The sequence below is a fragment of the Paraburkholderia sp. genome (assembly GCF_050742655.1).
Classification (GTDB): Bacteria; Pseudomonadota; Gammaproteobacteria; order Burkholderiales; family Burkholderiaceae; genus Paraburkholderia.
Window position 1 is genome coordinate 55256 of record NZ_JBOIGG010000026.1, and the last position, 18070, is coordinate 73325.

General features: G+C 59.6%; 16 protein-coding genes and 4 pseudogenes. 18 read left to right on the forward strand and 2 right to left on the reverse strand.

Annotation, left to right across the window (positions count from 1 at the left end; all coding sequences use genetic code 11):
• Positions 1-179: 179 nt before the first annotated feature.
• From ACREXZ_RS27730 to ACREXZ_RS27740, 3 genes and pseudogenes are all read left to right on the forward strand, one after another.
• Complete coding sequence (locus ACREXZ_RS27730) at positions 180-434, forward strand: hypothetical protein (RefSeq protein ID WP_431767331.1); 255 nt, start codon at positions 180-182, stop codon at positions 432-434.
• 17 nt (positions 435-451) lie between these two features.
• A complete protein-coding gene (locus ACREXZ_RS27735; RefSeq protein ID WP_431767332.1) occupies positions 452-676 on the forward strand; it encodes a hypothetical protein in 225 nt (74 codons plus the stop codon).
• A gap of 44 nt (positions 677-720) precedes the next feature.
• Positions 721-915, forward strand: a pseudogene (locus tag ACREXZ_RS27740) (IS6 family transposase); the annotation flags it as partial.
• 8 nt (positions 916-923) lie between these two features.
• On the opposite strand, the gene ACREXZ_RS27745 reads toward ACREXZ_RS27740, so the two are convergent.
• Positions 924-1642, reverse strand: a protein-coding gene (locus tag ACREXZ_RS27745; protein WP_431767333.1) for an IS6 family transposase whose coding sequence is annotated in 2 segments (ribosomal slippage) — positions 924-1360 and positions 1360-1642 — 720 coding nt in all. Because the reading frame shifts where the segments join, the coding sequence is not laid out codon by codon here.
• A gap of 61 nt (positions 1643-1703) precedes the next feature.
• On the opposite strand from ACREXZ_RS27745, the pseudogene ACREXZ_RS27750 reads away from it, so the two are divergent.
• Positions 1704-2174, forward strand: a pseudogene (locus ACREXZ_RS27750) (amidase family protein); the annotation flags it as partial.
• 126 nt (positions 2175-2300) lie between these two features.
• On the opposite strand, the gene ACREXZ_RS27755 reads toward ACREXZ_RS27750, so the two are convergent.
• Positions 2301-3218, reverse strand: a complete 918-nt coding sequence (locus tag ACREXZ_RS27755; RefSeq protein ID WP_431767334.1) for a LysR family transcriptional regulator — start codon at positions 3216-3218, stop codon at positions 2301-2303.
• 190 nt (positions 3219-3408) lie between these two features.
• On the opposite strand from ACREXZ_RS27755, the gene ACREXZ_RS27760 reads away from it, so the two are divergent.
• The 14 genes and pseudogenes from ACREXZ_RS27760 to ACREXZ_RS27825 all read left to right on the forward strand — a co-directional run.
• On the forward strand, positions 3409-4671 hold the full coding sequence (locus tag ACREXZ_RS27760; RefSeq protein WP_431767335.1) for an MFS transporter: 1263 nt from the start codon (positions 3409-3411) through the stop codon (positions 4669-4671).
• Between the two features lie 129 nt (positions 4672-4800).
• Positions 4801-6474, forward strand: coding sequence for a flavin-containing monooxygenase (locus tag ACREXZ_RS27765; RefSeq protein ID WP_431767336.1), 1674 nt, complete (start codon positions 4801-4803; stop codon positions 6472-6474).
• Positions 6475-6552: 78 nt separating this feature from the next.
• On the forward strand, positions 6553-7257 hold the full coding sequence (locus tag ACREXZ_RS27770) for a CoA transferase subunit A (RefSeq protein ID WP_431767337.1): 705 nt from the start codon (positions 6553-6555) through the stop codon (positions 7255-7257).
• 2 nt (positions 7258-7259) lie between these two features.
• Complete coding sequence (locus ACREXZ_RS27775; RefSeq protein ID WP_431767338.1) at positions 7260-7901, forward strand: CoA transferase subunit B; 642 nt, start codon at positions 7260-7262, stop codon at positions 7899-7901.
• A gap of 126 nt (positions 7902-8027) precedes the next feature.
• Positions 8028-9416, forward strand: coding sequence for a KamA family radical SAM protein (locus tag ACREXZ_RS27780; RefSeq protein WP_431767339.1), 1389 nt, complete (start codon positions 8028-8030; stop codon positions 9414-9416).
• Positions 9413-10297 (forward strand): N-acyl homoserine lactonase family protein, encoded by an 885-nt coding sequence (locus ACREXZ_RS27785; RefSeq protein ID WP_431767340.1) that lies wholly within the window; start codon positions 9413-9415, stop codon positions 10295-10297. Before ACREXZ_RS27780 ends, ACREXZ_RS27785 begins: the two co-directional genes overlap by 4 nt.
• Positions 10294-12231, forward strand: coding sequence for an FAD/NAD(P)-binding protein (locus ACREXZ_RS27790; RefSeq protein WP_431767341.1), 1938 nt, complete (start codon positions 10294-10296; stop codon positions 12229-12231). Before ACREXZ_RS27785 ends, ACREXZ_RS27790 begins: the two co-directional genes overlap by 4 nt.
• Positions 12232-12233: 2 nt before the next feature.
• Positions 12234-12896, forward strand: a complete 663-nt coding sequence (gene maiA / locus ACREXZ_RS27795) for a maleylacetoacetate isomerase (protein WP_431767342.1) — start codon at positions 12234-12236, stop codon at positions 12894-12896.
• Between the two features lie 2 nt (positions 12897-12898).
• Positions 12899-13417, forward strand: coding sequence for a cupin domain-containing protein (locus tag ACREXZ_RS27800; RefSeq protein WP_431767343.1), 519 nt, complete (start codon positions 12899-12901; stop codon positions 13415-13417).
• 87 nt (positions 13418-13504) lie between these two features.
• Entirely contained in the window at positions 13505-14290 is a 786-nt protein-coding gene (locus ACREXZ_RS27805) for an acetoacetate decarboxylase family protein (protein ID WP_431767351.1), read from the forward strand.
• A gap of 98 nt (positions 14291-14388) precedes the next feature.
• Positions 14389-14823: an acyl-CoA thioesterase gene (locus ACREXZ_RS27810; RefSeq protein ID WP_431767344.1), complete on the forward strand. Its 435-nt coding sequence runs from the start codon at positions 14389-14391 to the stop codon at positions 14821-14823.
• A 66-nt stretch (positions 14824-14889) separates the two neighbouring features.
• Positions 14890-16176, forward strand: a complete 1287-nt coding sequence (locus ACREXZ_RS27815; protein WP_431767345.1) for an MFS transporter — start codon at positions 14890-14892, stop codon at positions 16174-16176.
• A gap of 190 nt (positions 16177-16366) precedes the next feature.
• Positions 16367-16936, forward strand: a pseudogene (locus tag ACREXZ_RS27820) (IS6 family transposase); the annotation flags it as partial.
• Between the two features lie 214 nt (positions 16937-17150).
• Positions 17151-17621, forward strand: a pseudogene (locus ACREXZ_RS27825) (IS6 family transposase); the annotation flags it as partial.
• Positions 17622-18070: the final 449 nt, after the last annotated feature.

Here is an 18070-nt window from a genome sequence, read left to right on the forward strand (position 1 = left end):
GGATCTGACGCGGTGTTCGAGTCGGTTCTTCAATGGTTGTCCGGATATGTCACCCTTGGACTCCGGTTGCCGCTCTTGCTCCTAATTGCAGGCATCGGATTGTTGATAGTCCCAGTAGCGTTCCGAGCTTCGCGCCGCGATCGCACGTCAGCAGGGCGCTGAGGCAGAGGAAAACAGCGATGGCAATCTCAATCGATGCGGCGAAAGTAATCTATCGTGAGGCTATCGACGCACGCGCGAGCGACGACGAGGGCGAGGCTCGGTGGGATGAAGTAGCGGATGAGATTCGTGACGTGGTTGTGGCGCGATCGGTGAACGAGGCTGCTGGACTCATTGACTGGTGGCATCACGATTGGGCTTCGGTGTCTGATACGCCGGAAGATGCCGCGAATCGAATCCGACAGGCAGCGCTGGCGCTGCACGTTATCGCGTAGGAAAGCCGGAAAATATCATGATCAGCTATCGCGTCGAAGAGACAGTGTTGCTTGGTGCCTTGATTCTGCTCTTGATGACGAGTTTTCAGGACCGTGTCCTCGTGATTGGCGGGATGTTTCTGGTGGGAGCGCTGGCGTTGGACGATCTCTCCGAGACAGCGTTCCTACGAGCGATGCTCGACAACACGATCAAACAGACGATCACCGAGCCGGTGGCCTACATTATGGATCTGTCGCAATAAGGCAGCCTGCTATGCTGACAGGCCCTGAATGCGTGACATGATCGATGAATCGGAATCTGAGTCCGGCGGTAGCAGAAGTGCTCAAGCGGTTGCATTATCCACTGGACGTGATGTTGCTCTGCGTTCGGTGGTACGTGGCGTATCCGCTGAGCCTGCGTCAGCTCGAACAGATGATGGCCGAGCGCGGGATTGCGGTCGATCATTCGACGGTTCACCGCTGGGCACTCAAGCTGTTGCCGGACCAGTTTCATGCGGCGAGCACCGCATTCCAGATAGAAGCCGGAGTCCGGTCTTTGAGGTGCAGCCGACTGATGTCAAACTGGTCCTTGTGAATGCGATGCATGAGTTCGACGCCAGCGACTGTGATCGCTGCGCTGTCGAAGTTCTTGAACCCCAGCATCGGTCCGGTCCTCGACTTGAGGCCGCGATGGTCCTGCTCGATCAGGTTGTTCAGGTACTTCGACGAGCGGCGTTTCGTGCGGCGCCACGCAGGATTCTCATCGGGCAGCTCGCGCACGGCCCGGTGCGATGCCGCGTAACCGTCGAGCGTGACGCAGGTCGGTGCGTGGCCCTGGGTACGCAGCGCCTTGCGCAAGAACGCTTTGGCCACCGCCACATCGCGCTTCGGACTGAGCCGGAAATCGACGGTGTTGCCGTCACGGTCAACTGCACGATACAGGTCACCCATTGGCCGCGCACCTTCACGTACGTCTCGTCGATACGCCAGGACCGACCTGTCTTGCGTGCGTAGCGGGCCCAGCGTTTCTCGAACTCGGGAACGTACCGCTGGACCCAGCGCATGATCGTGGTGTGCGCAACACGCAGGCCGCGCTCAAGCATCATTTCGACGAGATCCCGGTATGAGAGCTTGTAGCGGCAGTACCAGCGCACGCACAGAATGATCAGTTCACGTTCAACGTGCCGGCCTTTGAACAACGCGTCCAGATCTTCGAGCTGCTTCGCCATCGCAACTGCTCACTCTCAAAACCGCCACTGTAGCTCAACGGAAAATTCGCACCAGAGCCCTTTGTCGCTTACCGACGTCGCGTGGGCGCATGCCGCACAGACGCGTCTGTTCCGGCGTTTCCAGGCGCAATTCGCGAACTACGACCTGATCGTGTCGACAACCTCACCGATCTCCCCCTTTCCATGGGAGTAGCCCTACTTGGCCGAAATAAATGGACGGCCGCTCGCGAACTACTATCGATGGCTGGGACTTACCTACGTCATCACGATGACGACCAATCCCGCGCTGTCGTTGCCATGTGGGCTCGATCACGCGGGTAAGCCGTTTGGTTTGCAACTGGTGGGGGCATTTCGAGGCGATCGGCACCTGCTCGACATCGCCCAGGCGATTGAGTTGGCCTTCTCCTGTGACGCCGAGACGAGGCTACCACGTCCGGATCTCGCGAAGTTATCTCGGGCGGTCCCCGCGCTGAAGTCGATTGTCACCGCTCCGCCTCCAGACATCAGGCAATCGGGCAGGGGCACGACCTAGCAGCATCCCGTTTCAAGGCGGCTCGCAGGCCTTGACGAGCCTGCACCTGACCTTCTCACTATATCGATAGGGCCGTCACGGCTACGCCAGATTACTCTTGCTGCTATGCATCCAGTTTCCGTTTCTCTAAATTGAATTGGTTGACTTGAGTGTCACTGTTTGGGGTAGATATTCTTCCAGCATTTTCAAAACGGATTGCGTTTTGACCGGGACAGGTCGTGCAACAGGAAGTAGTGCGTGCAGATCAAACCCTGGGACAATGTAATCAGGTAGCAATTTAATCAATTTTCCATCTTCCATAGCTTCAGCACATACAATTTCCTGAATTACTCCGATTCCCGAGCCATTGAGTAATAATTGATATACGGGACCCCAATGACTGATCGAGGCAACAATATTGATCGGTGTCAAGCGTGCTGTCTTTTGTGATCCCAGCAGGCGAAGCTGTCCATCACCGAAGAGTCCAGAAACACGAATAAAAGGGTGTCTGATCAGGTCGGTAGGCTCTTCCGGTAGACCATGCTTCTCGATATATTCAGGAGATGCAACCAGAACCCGGCGAATATGCCCGAGGCGACGAGCAATATAATTCCCATCCCCGATCTGCCCAAGACGGAGCGAAATATCCACCCCTTCTGTAACCGGGTCGGTTATGCTGTCATTCAATATCAGATCAATAAATAACTGGGGATTATTTTCCCGGATAATGGCGATAATTTTTGGCAGAATGACGTCGCCCAGCCCATGTGGCACCGCAATCCGTATCCGCCCCCTGACGGTCTTGTTGCCGAGCGTTACGACCGCTCGCGCTTCATCAGCAGCATCAAGAGCGACCTTGCTCTTTTGATAGAAGAGCACACCTTCATCTGTGCAAGACACAGCGCGAGTGCTTCGAAGAAGAAGTCTGACCCCAAGATATCGTTCGAGACGTTCTATGCGGTCGCTGACGGCGGGTTGACCAAGACCCAGATCCTTCGCAGCTCTCGATAAATTCCCTCTTTCGACAACCCGCACAAAAATACGCATTGCGGCTAGCAAATCCATGATTTCTCACTTCTGGGAAGAGGTACCGGTAATTTTAAAAAACACCCTGTGCATCCAGTGAATTGAAGGGAAATTATTGCTGACCCGGGAATTATCAGTATCTCTGATAGCTAAGATTACTGGCACAAATCTACTCGAAGATTGGATCGCCGACTACTGTTATGAGCAAGTTCAACAGTTCGAGGTGTGCATGTCCAAACTGAATCTAAAGCTGCTAGGCCCTTGTTTGCTGGCGATCGCCATCGACGCAATGGGTTTCGGCCTGGTTTATCCAATCATGGCCGCAATCTTCTCCGATCCTCACTCCGGCATCATCAGCTCGAGTACGAATCCTCATTTGCGCAACTTCCTTTTAGGGCTCGGCTACGGTGTTTATCCATTTTGCATGTTCTTCGGCTCGTCCTTGATGGGTGAACTATCCGACGGTTATGGGCGCAGGAAGATCATGCTGCTTTGCGTATTTGGGCTGGCGCTCAGCTATCTGCTAATGGCGCTGGGTGCGTTGCTGCCCAGTATCGCGCTACTGCTGGTCGGCCGCGGACTGAGTGGCCTGATGGCGGGATGCCAGGGTATCGCGCAGGCAGCCATCACCGACGTGAGTACGCCCGAAACCAAGGCGTACAACATGAGCATCATGTCGATCGCGTTCAGCGCGGGTGTCATCGTCGGCCCGGTGCTCGGTGGTGTGACCTCGGATCGGACGATCGCGCCGTTCTTCAACTACGGCACTCCGTTCCTGCTCGTCGCCGCACTGTCTGTATTTTGCGGCCTCTGGACCTTCTGGTTCTACCGTGACGTCGTCGTGCCCAAGGGCGGCACCCGCATCGACCTGCTGTTGCCGCTACGCATTATCTACGAGGCCGCGCGCCATCATCGCGTCGCGTTTCTATCGGTCGTTTTCTTCCTGATGCAGGTTGGGTATGGCCTCTATCTACAGACGATCATGCTGGTCCTGCAGACCAGGTTTCAGTACACGAGCTCACAACTAGGCATGTTCAGTGGCCTGATCGGAATCTGCTTTGTCTTTGGTCTGATGGTCATCGTCCGGCTGATGCTGAAGGTCTGGAGTGTCGTCGATATCGCGAAAGCGGGTCTTCTGATCGCGGGCATTGGGCAGATCCTCTCCGCGCTTCTGCCCAACGAGATTGCGCTGTGGGTACTGGGCATGGTGGTGGGCTGTTTCGACATGATCGCCTACACGACGATGTACACGGCGTACTCCGATGCCGTCGCCGAGGAGCGGCAGGGCTGGGCGCTGGGTGTCGCGGGTTCGGTGATGGCCATTGCGTGGGTCGTAACGGGATTCCTGACCAACCTGCTCCCGGTGCTTGGCGAGTTGGGACTGCTGATGGTCGGGGGCCTGAGTTTCATTCTGAGCTTCCTGATCATGGTCGCCTATGGACGCAAGTGGTCGACCCCGACCATTAGCGTCGGTTCACGCGTCTACGACTGATCGACGTCACGCGGGCGGCCTGCAGGTTGTCCGCGCCGGATCCATCGAGCCGGAACCGCCATCTCCACGCATCGATTCAGACGCTTCGATTATCCAGAGCAAACAACTCATCGATATTGAGGAAATAGCATGCCGAATACCATCAAAGAGAGAAACACCTTCGACGTGATCATCGTGGGAGCGGGTGTTGCTGGGTTATACATGCTGCACCGGGCGCGGGCTGCGGGATTGACCGCCCGTCTATTCGACGCGGCCAGTGGCATCGGCGGAACCTGGTACTGGAATCGCTATCCTGGCGCGCGCGTTGACATCGAGAGCTTCGAATACTCGTACTCGTTTTCCAGCGAACTCGAGCAGGAATGGCACTGGACGGAGCGCTATGCTTCGCAACCCGAGTTGTTGCGCTACTTCGATCACGTCGCGCAACGCTTCGGACTCTACGAGCACATCCAGCTCGACACACGCATCGAAATGGCCGCCTTCGATGAGACGAGCGCCGGATGGACGGTCACGACGCAGACGGGCGAAACGTTCCGGGCGCGCTTCTGCGTCATGGCGACCGGCTGCCTGTCCGCACCGAAAGTGCCCGACATCCCCGGGTACGGCAGCTTTGCCGGCGAGTGCTACTTCACGTCGCGTTGGCCGCACGAGACGGTCGAGTTCACGGGCAAACGCGTTGGCGTGATCGGCACCGGCTCATCCGCGATCCAGCTCGTCCCGGTCGTCGCGCAGTCCGCCGGCCATGTCACCGTGTTTCAGCGCACGCCAAACTACAGTATTCCGTTGCGCAACCGCCCGATGGACGCCGGGTACGAGAAGCAGATGAAGGCGAACTACGAAACGCTGCGTGAGATGGAATGGCGTTCGTTCGGCGGCTTTGTCTGCGTCGGTGGTGAGGTTCGCCAGCCGCTGCAGACCGCGGCGCTCGATGTATCCGCCGAAGAGCGTCAGCGCGAGTATGAAGCACGCTGGGAGGCAGGGGGCTTGTGCTACTACACCTCCTACACCGATCTGCTGACCAGCGAGGAGGCCAACGCCACGCTGTCGGAGTTCGTGCGCTCGAAGATCCGGGCGAAGATCGACGACCCCGTCGTCGCGGACAAACTCGTTCCACGGGATCATCCGATCCTGACCAAGCGTCTGTGCGCCGACAGCAGTTACTTCGAGACTTTTAACCGGGACAACGTCGCGCTGGTCGATCTACGTGAAACGCCGATCGAGGCGATTACGGAGCGTGGCATCGTCGTGGGCGGAACCGGGATCGAGCTCGACATGATCGTGTTCGCGACGGGATTCGACGCGGTAACAGGCGCGCTGCTGAACATCGACATCCGTGGCCGGCGTGGCCGCTCCCTGCGCACTGAGTGGGCGGGAGGTCCGCAAACCTATCTGGGCCTCATGAGCGCGGATTTCCCGAACCTCTTCAACATTGCCGGCCCGGGGAGTACGGCTTCGCTGAGTAGCGCGATTCCGTGTGACGAACATCAGGTCGATCTGGTCATGCAGCTCGTCGAGCGCACGCTGCACGTCGATGCGACCACGATCGAGCCGACCCGCGCGGCGCAGGAAGCGTGGACCACGCGCATCCTTTCGATCGCGGAGCGCTCGCTGATTCACCGCAGCAATTCGTGGTACGTCGGTGCCAACGTGCCGGGCAAACCGAGAGTGGTGCTGCTCGACCTCGAGGGATTCGACTCCTACATGGCTTTCTGCGACGCGGCCCTCGAGCGGAACTACGAAGGATTCGTGTTTGACGCCGAGGATACGCACGCATCCGTCGCCGAGAGCGTGGCCGAGGTCTGAAATCCAGTCGTTCCCGTAACTACCGTTTCCCTTCGGTCGAAGCTGCGCTGAAGCGACGGGACATGCAAGGAATTCGGCATGAGCAAAATTTATTCGACGGCTGAGAACGCACTTGAAAGCATCGTCGCGGATGGGCAGATCTTCGCGATCGGCGGCTTCGGTCTGTGCGGCATCCCGGAGGCGCTGATCGCGGCGTTGCGCGACACCGGCGTGAAGGGCATCACCTGCATCAGCAACAACGCGGGCGTCGATGGCTTCGGTCTCGGCCAGTTGCTCGAAACGCGGCAGGTGAAAAAGATGATCTCGTCGTACGTCGGCGAGAACAAGGAGTTCGAGCGCCAGTATCTGGCCGGCGAACTCGAACTCGAATTCACACCGCAGGGCACGCTCGCCGAAAAGCTGCGGGCCGGTGGCTCCGGCATTCCCGCCTTCTTCACGAATACCGGCTACGGCACGCTGATTGCCGAAGGCAAGGAAACGCGCCAGTTCGGCGAGAACCACTACGTGCTCGAACATTCGCTGACCGCGGACATCGCGCTCGTCAAGGCATGGAAGGCGGACAAGTCCGGCAACCTGATCTATCGCCGCACCGCGCGCAACTTCAACCCGATGTGCGCGATGGCGGGCAAGATCACGATCGTCGAGGTCGAGGAGATCGTCGAGGTGGGCGAACTCGATCCGGACGCGATCCACACGCCGGGCATCTTCGTGCAGCGCATCGTGCTCAATGCACATCCGGAAAAACGCATCGAACAACGCATCGTCCGCGCGAAAGGAGATTGATCATGGCATGGACTCGTGACGAAATGGCCGCGCGCGCGGCGAAGGAACTGCAGGACGGCTTCTACGTGAACCTGGGCATCGGGCTGCCGACGCTGGTCGCGAATCACGTGCCGGCGGGCGTCGAAGTGTGGCTGCAGTCGGAGAACGGCCTGCTCGGCATCGGCCCGTCGCCGACCGAAGAGGAAGTCGATGCCGATCTGATCAACGCGGGCAAGCAGACGGTGACGACGCTGCCGGGTTCATCGATCTTTTCGTCGGCGGATTCGTTCGCGATGATCCGCGGCGGACACATCAACCTCGCGATCCTTGGCGCGATGCAGATCAGCAAGACCGGCGATCTCGCGAACTGGATGATCCCCGGCAAGATGATCAAGGGGATGGGCGGCGCGATGGATCTGGTGGCGGGCGTGAAGCGCGTCGTGGTGTTGATGGAGCACGTCGCGAAGGGCGACCAGCACAAAATCCTCGAGGAATGCACGCTGCCGCTGACCGGCGTCGGTGTGGTCGACCAGATCATCACGGACCTCGGCGTGATCGAGGTGTCCAGCGACGGCCTGAAGGTGACCGAACTTGCACCGGGCGTCACGGTCGACGAGATCAAGGCGAAGACCGGTGCGCGGCTGGATCTGCACCGCGTGGCCTGATTTCGTTTAGTCGTAGTGGGGAATCGATAGCTAACCGGTATTTTCTGTTTAATTAGCTATCTTAATTATTTAATGCAGAAAAGATTATTGAATGAACTAATTTAAACTCTAAGAGAGTCAATCATCATGAGCGAAGCACAGGTCACGAAGTTCAAGCCGTATACGCGGAACACAATTACCCAGGTGCCCCAGTGGCAGTTGTTGTCGGCCGACCTGCAGGAAGCGGTCGACATCGTTTCCCGCGTATTGCCGTTTCGCGTCAACTCGTACGTTCTGAATGAACTGATCGACTGGAACAATATTCCAGACGATCCGATCTACCGACTCACGTTTCCGCATCGCGACATGCTGCGCGACGACGAATACAAGTCGATTCGCGAACTGCTCCGCTCAGGAGCCGACGAGTCCCGGATCGAAGCACTCGTGCGGCAGATCCGGTTGCGGATGAATCCTCATCCTGCTGGGCAGCTGACCCACAACGTTCCGTATCTCGATGGCGTGCCGCTAAGCGGGCTGCAACACAAGTATCGTGAGACGGTACTGTTCTTCCCGAGTGCGGGTCAGTCGTGCCATGCGTACTGCACGTTCTGCTTTCGCTGGCCGCAATTCGTCGGCATGGACGAATTGAAGTTCGACGCTCGCACGTCCCAGGAGCTGCTCGCATACCTCAGGCGTCATCCGGAAGTCACGGACATTCTCGTGACAGGCGGCGACCCGCTCGTGATGAACGCGCGCTCGCTGGCCGAGTACATCGAGCCGTTGCTCTCTCCCGAGTTCAGCCATATTCAGAACATCCGGATCGGCACGAAGTCCGTCGCGTACTGGCCGCACCGTTTCGTGAACGACAAGGACGCCGACGACCTGCTTCGCGTATTCGAAAAAGTCACGGGGTCCGGCCGCAACCTCGCGCTGATGGGCCATTACAACCATCCTCGCGAACTGCAGCACCCGCTGGCCGAAAAGGCGGTGCGACGCATCATCGGAACCGGCGCGAGCCTGCGTATTCAGGCTCCGCTCATCCGGCATATCAACGAAGACCCCGCTGGCTGGGCCGATCTGTGGACGACGGGCGTCCGTCTCGGCGCGATTCCGTACTACATGTTTGTCGAGCGGGATACCGGGCCGAGCGACTACTTCAAGCTGCCGCTCGCCCGGGCGTATGAAATTTTCCGGTCGGCCTATAGCCGGGTTTCCGGCCTGGCGCGTACCGTGCGCGGCCCGTCGATGAGCGCTTTCCCCGGCAAGGTGATGGTGGACGGCATCGTCGAGCTGGCCGGCGAAAAAGTGTTCGCGCTGCAGTTGCTGCAGGCGCGGAATCCGGAATGGGTCCGGCGCCCGTTCTACGCGAAGTTCGACCCCGACGCGACGTGGTTCGACGAGCTGGTCCCGGCTTTCGGCGAAAAGCAGTTTTTCTTCCAACAGGCGTTGTCCGACATGGATGAACACCCAAGGAAGACGATTCCTGTCCGGTCTTCGGGGGCGAGGAGTGCGGACCTTCTGGAGGCGGTCGAATGAACGATGCCCTGTATTCCGACAATGCCGACAGTCTCGACAGCCCGTCCTACGAAATCTTCGCGCTTCGTTACGCGACGCACGACACGCGGCGCAGCGGCGAGAACTATCTCGGCGACGATCCGCACGACGACATCGCCATGCCGCTCGACTTCTATGTCTGGGTGATTCGAGGTGAAGGCCGGACCGTACTGGTCGACACCGGGTTCGACGCCGCGACCGCGATGCGGCGTGGAAGGCGATACCTGCACGCGCCCGTCGATCTGCTCAACGCGCTCGGCATCGATGCGCACGATATCGATACGGTCATCATCAGTCACATGCACTACGACCACGCCGGCAACATCCGTGCGTTTCCTGGCGCAACACTGCGTATCCAGGAGGCCGAGATGGCCTATTGCACAGGACGGTGCATGTGCCACGCCGTGGTACGGCGACCGTTCGAATCGCGTGACGTCTGTGCCGCGATCGAGCGATTGCACGCCGGCCGCGTCGTATTTGCCGACGGCGACGAAGTCATCGCGCCCGGCATAAGCGTGCATCTGGTCGGCGGACACACAGCCGGACTGCAGGTGGTGCGGGTGAACACAGCGCGAGGACATGTCGTGCTCGCAAGCGACGCCGCCCACTACTGGGATCACGTCCGCTCCGGGCACTTATTCCCGATCGTCCACAACGTCCCGTCGATGCTCGATGGGCATCGAATGATCACGAAACTCGCCGACAGCCCCGATCACGTGATACCCGGACACGATCCGCTGGTCCGCGCACGGTTTCCCCACTGGAACGGCCATCCCGACATCGTCGCGCTACATGCGCAGCCGGTTTCGGACATGCACGCGGTAGAAGGCGAGCTGGCACTGGAAACGGGAGACGCACGATGACTACCACGGTTTCAATCGCGATCATCGGGATGGGGCCTCGTGGCGTCACCCTGCTCGAGCGACTCCTGCAGCATGCCAACCGCGTCCCGTACGACGTCGTTCTGGACATCGCCATTTTCGATCCGAACGACTGTGGGCAAGGCGTCCACCGCGCGAAGCAGCCGGATCACCTGCTGATCAACACAGTCGCCTCGCAGGTCACGATGTTTGCGCCGCAAAGCGTACTCGGGCGAGAGGGCGCACCCTCGCTCGTCGAGTGGGCGTGCGACGAAGGGTACCGCTACGTGGACGGCGCATTTCGGCGCGCGCCGGACGACATGGGTCGGCCGATAACGGAGGCGGACCATCTGCCGCGGAGCATGCTCGGCGAGTACCTGTCGTGGATCTACAGACGCATCGTTGCAGCGCTGCCGTCTAACGTGAAGATCACGCACCGACGCGCCACGGTTGTCGATCTGGTCCCGCTGCCGGGCGGCTACAACGTGCTTCAGCATGACGGCACGTCGCACGCGGTCCAGTTTGCGTTCCTCGCAACCGGACATGGCCGCCGTCAACCGACCGGCAGCGATGTGAAGTTTGCGCAATTCGTGAAGCGTCATTTTTTTAACAATCCGGACCTGGCCTATGTCCCGTCGCCCTATCCGGTCGAGGCCCTCGATGACATCGCGCCGAGAGCCACGGTGGCCATCCAGGGCTTCGGCCTCACGGCACACGATGTGATATCGGCGCTGACGCTTGGTCGCGGCGGTCGCTATATCGAACGCGGCGACGAGCTTGTCTACGTGAAGTCTGGCCTGGAGCCTCACATGTTGATGTTCTCCCGTTGCGGCTTGCCGTTTTCCGCACGCGGAATCAACCAGAAAGGGCTGACAGGTCGCCATGAGGCGCGCTTCTTCACACCGGCGGCGGTCGCGAAACTCCACGATGCCGCCTTCGAGGCGACAGGCGACCCGCGAATCGATTTCAGGAGCGACGTGTTGCCGCTCGTGATCAAGGAAATGGCGTACGCGTACCGGGTCTCGTCGCAAGGTAGCGACGTTGAAGTCGATTCATTCGAACCGCTGCCGGATGAACTGCAGGCAATCCGGGAAATCCTCTGGCCACTCTATGACCGGGAGTTCCGGTCGTTCGGAGATTTTCGGGAGTTCTTCTATCTGACTTTCCGCGAGGATCTGGATCACGCGCTGCTGGGCAACGTGAAGAGTCCAGTGAAAGCCGCCACCGACGTACTCAGAGACGCGCGCGAGGGGCTGCGCGCGGCCGTCGAATACGGCGGTCTGACGCCGGACTCGCATCGATATTTCGTCGAGGATTTCAACGCGACCACCAATCGCATTTCCTTTGGCCCACCGCTGCGCCGAAATCGGGAATTTCTCGCGTTGCACGCGGCAGGCCTGATCGATATCGTCGGCGGCCCCGGTGCCCAGGTGATCGACGACGATTCGAGCGCCCGCTTTCGCATCGAGGCCCGCTACGGCGAACGTGTCGAGCACTGGTACGCGGATGTACTCGTCACGGCGCGTCTGGATACCTATTGCCCGATTACCGACGCGTCGCCGTTGTCGGTCGCATTACGCACTCGCGGCCTTGTGCGACCTTATATGAATGGCGACTACCACCCAGGAGGGATCGACATCGATACCCGCTTGCATCCCATCAGCCGCGACGGGGAAAGCCAGGCACGGCTCTGGGCAATCGGCTTCCCCGTCGAGGGTGTGCATTTTTATACCCACGCGTTGCCACGCCCCGGTATCGCATCGCGTCAGACGCGCGATGCGGAGTGCTGTGTACTGGAATTGCTGGACGCAATCGCGTCGGACTGCGCGGTCGATATGTCGAACGCCAGCGCACCTGCCGACCTCGGCCACGTTGCGGAAAACAGATCGACTGCGCGAGACGTCTCTGCATTGGCAGCCGTCGCCGAGGAGAATTGACCATGGTGACGCTTCATCACTTCTATCGATCCTCTGCTTCGTTTCGGGTTCGCATCGCGCTCAATCTCAAGAAAATAAGCTATGAGCAGATCGTTCACGATCTGGACGCCGGCGCCCAGCGGTCGCCCGCCTATCTGTCGGTCAACCCGCAAGGGCTGTTACCCGCGCTCGCGGTGGGGCGCGACGTATTGACCCAGTCGGCGGCGATCCTCGAGTTTCTCGAGTCGACCTATCCCGACCCGCCGCTGCTGCCCGCGACGCCAATGGAGCAGGCTCGCGTTCGCGCCCTGTTCCATATCGTTGCGGCGGACACGCACCCGATTACGACAATGCGCGTTGCACGCTATTTGAAGACGGTCCTCGGCTGCGATGAACCGACGATCCAGCACTGGAAGCAACACTGGCTGATCGATGGGCTCACCGCACTTGAAGACGTGCTGGCGTCCGACCCGGCGACAGGTCGTTTTTGTCACGGTGACCGCGTATCGCTTGCCGATGTCGCACTGGTCCCGCAGGTCGTGTCGGCGCTCAAGCTGGGCGTCATCGTCGAAGCGTTTCCGACGGTAGCGCGAATCCACGAACACTGTATGCAAATGGACGCGTTTCGCGACGCCCATCCGGATGCGTGCCAATTTCAACAACCCGTGCAGGCGATCAAGGAGTGACCATGCAAACCGTCGAGGGAGACATCCTCCCGTTTTCAGAATACCTCGAGCTCACTTCCAAGCCTCTCGCGGACCCGGTGGTATGGAAGTGGCAGTCAATCGAGTCGGGAGCCGGTACTCGACCGCACAACCCGCAGGGTACGCTTGCGCTGTCGGGCGGAAACGTGGATGAACACGGAACCGTGGCGCCGGATCTTTCTCTCGTCATCCAGATATTAAAACCTGGCGAAACCACCGAGCGTCATCGCCACTCGTTCTGGCATCTCTACATCGTGCGTTCCGGATCGGGGGAAATCGTCTTCGGCGAAGATCAGCCAGTTGAAAAAATCGAAACCGGCGACACGATTTTTGTTCCTGCCTGGTGCTACCACTCTATCGGCAATCGATCGGGCAGCGAGCCGTTCGTGCTCTACCGTATGCAGAACCTTCCACAGAACGCGAGTGCAGGAAATCTGATGCGCGAGATCGGGGGCAAGCTGCAGATCATTTACGCGGGAGCCGGCCTTGCATCGCATCGGTGACAAATCGAGCAGGCTGCCCGTTGCTGCTGCCTGTTGAAATGGAGGTGTGCGTTGACCTACACATTTGAGAAAGGGCGCATCTATCGGATGCCGACCCACTTCGGACCTGCACCCGGGCCGAGACAACTGCCTGACGCGCTGGTGTCGGACCCGGATCAGAACCCGAAGCGCACGACCGTCTCGGCTTCGTTTTTGACCGACGCGGCCTGTCTTGAACGACACCTGCCAGAAGGTTTCGCGCTGGCGGGCGAGCCGGTGGTGACGATCGAGTTTCATTACCTCACGGAGATCGCCTGGCTGGCTGGACGGGGCTACACCATGATTCACATGAGCTGGCCTGCGGTCTTCACCGGTCTCAGTGACCGGGCCAGCGGCAAGTTTCTCGCCGCGGTCTGGGAGAACCTCGCCGATCCGATCATCACGGGGCGTGACGAGATCGGCCATCCGAAGCTCTACGCCGAGGTCGCCGCGCCGCGCAGGTTCAACGGCGAACAGATCTGCGAGGCGAGCTGGATGGGATTCCGGTTCCTCGAACTCGCGGTAGGCGAACTGGCGGAGGCGCCGCCCGGCAAAACGTCGGGCGGTTCTGACGGCACGTTGATGCTGAAGTACAAGCCGCGGACCGGCGACTGGGGGGAAGCCGATCTTTGCCAGGTCACGCTGACACCCAGCCACGATCCGCACGTCACCGTCGAGCAGCGATACACGGGCACAGCACGGCTGCGCTTCAATGCGGCGACCTGGTTCGATCTGCCGACCATGGCGCATGTCGTCAACGCGCTCGCCGATCTGCCGATACTCGAAACGAGAGGCGGCTCGGTGGTGCGTGCGCGTGGCGGCAAATCGTATCGCGATCAACGCGTCTTGAGATAACCCGTCGGGGCGAAACAGATACCTGTTGCCCCAAACCACGATTGTTTCCATGTTCAGTCGGGCACGATCTGTCCGGCGTTAATTGAAGAGGTGCCAGAATGTCCAGAGCGTTCACGCTGAAATTTGAGGTTGCCTATCGCGATCAGGATCCTGCCGGTCACGTTAGCGCGACGATGTACTACGTGTACATGTTGAATGCCTACATGGCGTACGCACACGAGCTCCTGCAAGTACCGCTTACCGATGGAATCCCGCAAATCATGCTCAAGACTTCCTGCGAGTATGTTCATCCCGCCAAGTGGGGAGACATACTCGAAGTGAGCGCGCTGATTACGCGCCTGGGGACGAAGAGCTTCGACATCGAATACGTGATCACGTCGGCAAGCGACAAGGATCTCGTCATCGCAAAGGGCGGATCGACTCACGTCGCGTACGATTACGCCACCGAGCGAACCGTGCCGTTGTCCAGCGCCTTCCGCGAACGTGTGCATGCCTACCAGCACGAATCCCACGAAATCGAAGCGGTAGCCTGACACACGATTTTTCGCATAGTCCGACTCAACGTCGGACTCCCACGCGACCGGTCCTGGGAGACTGGCATGTCCACGCTCGTTTCAACGCAGGACGGCGAACGGCAGTCGATACTTTATCGACGGCTCGATCGTCGTCTCCTGCCTTTTCTGCTCGTCTGCTATCTGTTCGCCTGTCTCGACCGGCTCAACGTCGGGCTCGCGAAGCTACAAATGCAGACCGATATCGGATTTTCCGACGTGCAGTATGGCATCGGCGCGGGCATCTTCTTTCTTGGATACGCGCTGTTCGAGGTGCCGTCCAATCTGATGTTCCCTCGTATCGGCGCGCGCAAGGCTATCAGCCGGATCCTCGTGCTGTGGGGATTGACGTCCGCGGCAATGGTCATGGCAAAGGACGTCAAGACGTTCTACGCGTTGCGTTTCCTGTTGGGCGTGTTCGAAGCCGGTTTTACGCCGGGCATCCTGTTTTACCTCACCTACTGGTATCCGGAAACTCGAATGGCGAACGCCATCGCTGCGGTCATGATTGGCGGTCCTCTCGCTGGAGTCGTAGCGGGCCCCGTTTCCATGTGGGTGATGACGACGTTCGCCGGCGTGGCGGGATTCCATGGATGGCAGTGGATGTTCCTGATCGAAGGGCTACCCTGTGTCGCGCTGGGCCTGGCGGCCCGCTTCCTGCTCGCCGATCGCCCCGACACGGCCCGCTGGTTGACGCCCGCCGAGAAGCTGCAACTGGCGGCCGAAGTATCGCAGCCTCAGGTGGAGCCGCATGGCTTCATGCGGATCGTGGCCGATCCACGCGTCTACCTGATGGCAGCTGCCTATTTCTGCATCATCTGCGGCATCTACCTGATCAACTTCTGGTTGCCCGAGCTGCTGAAATCCAGTGGTGTCACCGATCCGATGCAGCTCGGGGTCTACTCCGCCATTCCGTTCGTGGCGGCGACGGTGGGCATGTTCGTCATGGGCCGACGCTCCGACCACCGCAACGAACGCCGCTGGCACAGCGCGATTCCCGCGCTCGTGAGCGGGCTGTCACTCATGGCGACAGTGTGGACGGGACCGAGCCTCGGGGCGTCGCTACTGTCCATCACGGTCGCCACCGCATCGATGTGGATGGCCTATACGGTGTTCTGGGCGATTCCACCGGCGTACCTGAAAGGCGCGTCCGCGGCGGGCGGTATCGCACTAATCAATACCATAGGAATCTTCGGTGGCTTTCTGAGCCCCGTCGCGATCGGCTGGCTTCACACAGCGAGCGGTGATTTCCATACTAGCCTGTCCCTCATGGTCGGGATCATGATTGTCGGTGCTATCCTCTTGAGCGCAATCAGGCCACCTTCACCGAAGTAGGAAACACGCATACAGTCCGTTAATGAGTCGGACCTGAAGAATTAATTTGCAGTCCAGATCAGATGATCGCGAGCCGTCGAACCGGCGAAGTGCGGGCAACATGGGGGTGTTTGACGAAAGGGGCGACAAAGGGCTCTGGTGCGAATTTTCCGTTGAGCTACAGTGGCGGTTTTGAGAGTGAGCAGTTGCGATGGCGAAGCAGCTCGAAGATCTGGACGCGTTGTTCAAAGGCCGGCGCGTTGAACGTGAACTGATCATTCTGTGCGTGCGCTGGTACTGTCGCTACAAGCTCTCATACCGGGATCTCGTCGAAATGATGCTTGAGCGCGGCCTGCGTGTTGCGCACACCACGATCATGCGCTGGGTCCAGCGGTACGTTCCCGAGTTCGAGAAACGCTGGGCCCGCTACGCACGCAAGACAGGTCGGTCCTGGCGTATCGACGAGACGTACGTGAAGGTGCGCGGCCAATGGGTGACCTGTATCGTGCAGTTGACCGTGACGGCAACACCGTCGATTTCCGGCTCAGTCCGAAGCGCGATGTGGCGGTGGCCAAAGCGTTCTTGCGCAAGGCGCTGCGTACCCAGGGCCACGCACCGACCTGCGTCACGCTCGACGGTTACGCGGCATCGCACCGGGCCGTGCGCGAGCTGCCCGATGAGAATCCTGCGTGGCGCCGCACGAAACGCCGCTCGTCGAAGTACCTGAACAACCTGATCGAGCAGGACCATCGCGGCATCAAGTCGAGGACCGGACCGCCTCTTACTGCGACAAAACCTTTCGAATTGCGAGTAGCTGTTTTCGAGCCTTCACGAATACTTGAAACGATTTCGCCGAACCAAATCGAACGTAATCCACGAGGTAGGGAGAGGCACTGATCCGCGATTTCGTAGGTCCGTTCCGGCGAAAAGTGGCACAACGTTTGAAAAAACGCCTTCCACCCCTTAACCGTGTCGCTTGACGTGTACGAGACTAGCCTTATGTACTGTGGCGCGCCGTCGACCAGCACGGCACTGAACTCGACATCCTGCTGCAGAAACGTCGCGACAAGGCTGCCGCGAAACGCTTCTTCAAGCATGTGCTGGCGGCCTGCCCCGAAACACCGAAAAAGATCGTCACCGACCAGCTACGCAGCTACCCGGCGGCCAAAGCAGAGATCCCCGAACTGGCGAACGTAAGGCACGTGTTCGTGAAGGCCAGTGCACGCGTGAACAACCGCGCTGAGAACAGTCATCAGCCCACGCGCGAACGCGAGCGGCGCATGAGAGGTTTTCGTCTACCCGAACGCACGCAGGCCTTCCTGTCCTGCTTCGGTCCGATCCGCCAGCACTTCGCGCTCAAGCGGCATCTGCTACGTGCGTCGCTCTATCGCAAACAGCTCGCCGCGCGATTCGATGCATGGCGAGAATTCACTGGCATCACCCAAGCTCCCTCTACTGCTTTCTGATGCGCTGTACGCCCGCCAATATCTCATTGTGCATGCAACAAGTTGACAAAGCCGTCAGGATCACATCAAGCGGATAGTGCAGGCGTTGAGTACGCGCGCCAAGGCTGGGTTCAGCGTCTGCTTCATCGGTCACATCGTTCGTCTCGTTCCCTTGAATCTTACCGGACCGCCTCTTACTGCGACAAAACCAGCACGAGTCGCTTGCCAGAACCGAACGCGAGCAACTGACGTTGACGCGCATCGGACAGGGCCTGTTCCGGCTACGCGTCATTAAAGGCCGGCGACACGGTGAGACCTGCGCACTGACCGGCGTCGCGGTGCGGGGTAAGCGGCTCGCGCCGGCCGTTCCCTATCGCGCACGAGCGCACGGCATGATGTGATGCAGCCGTGGACATCAGGGATCGAGTCCACGATCTTCGATCACGGACAGGATCTCTCTGGATGTCGAA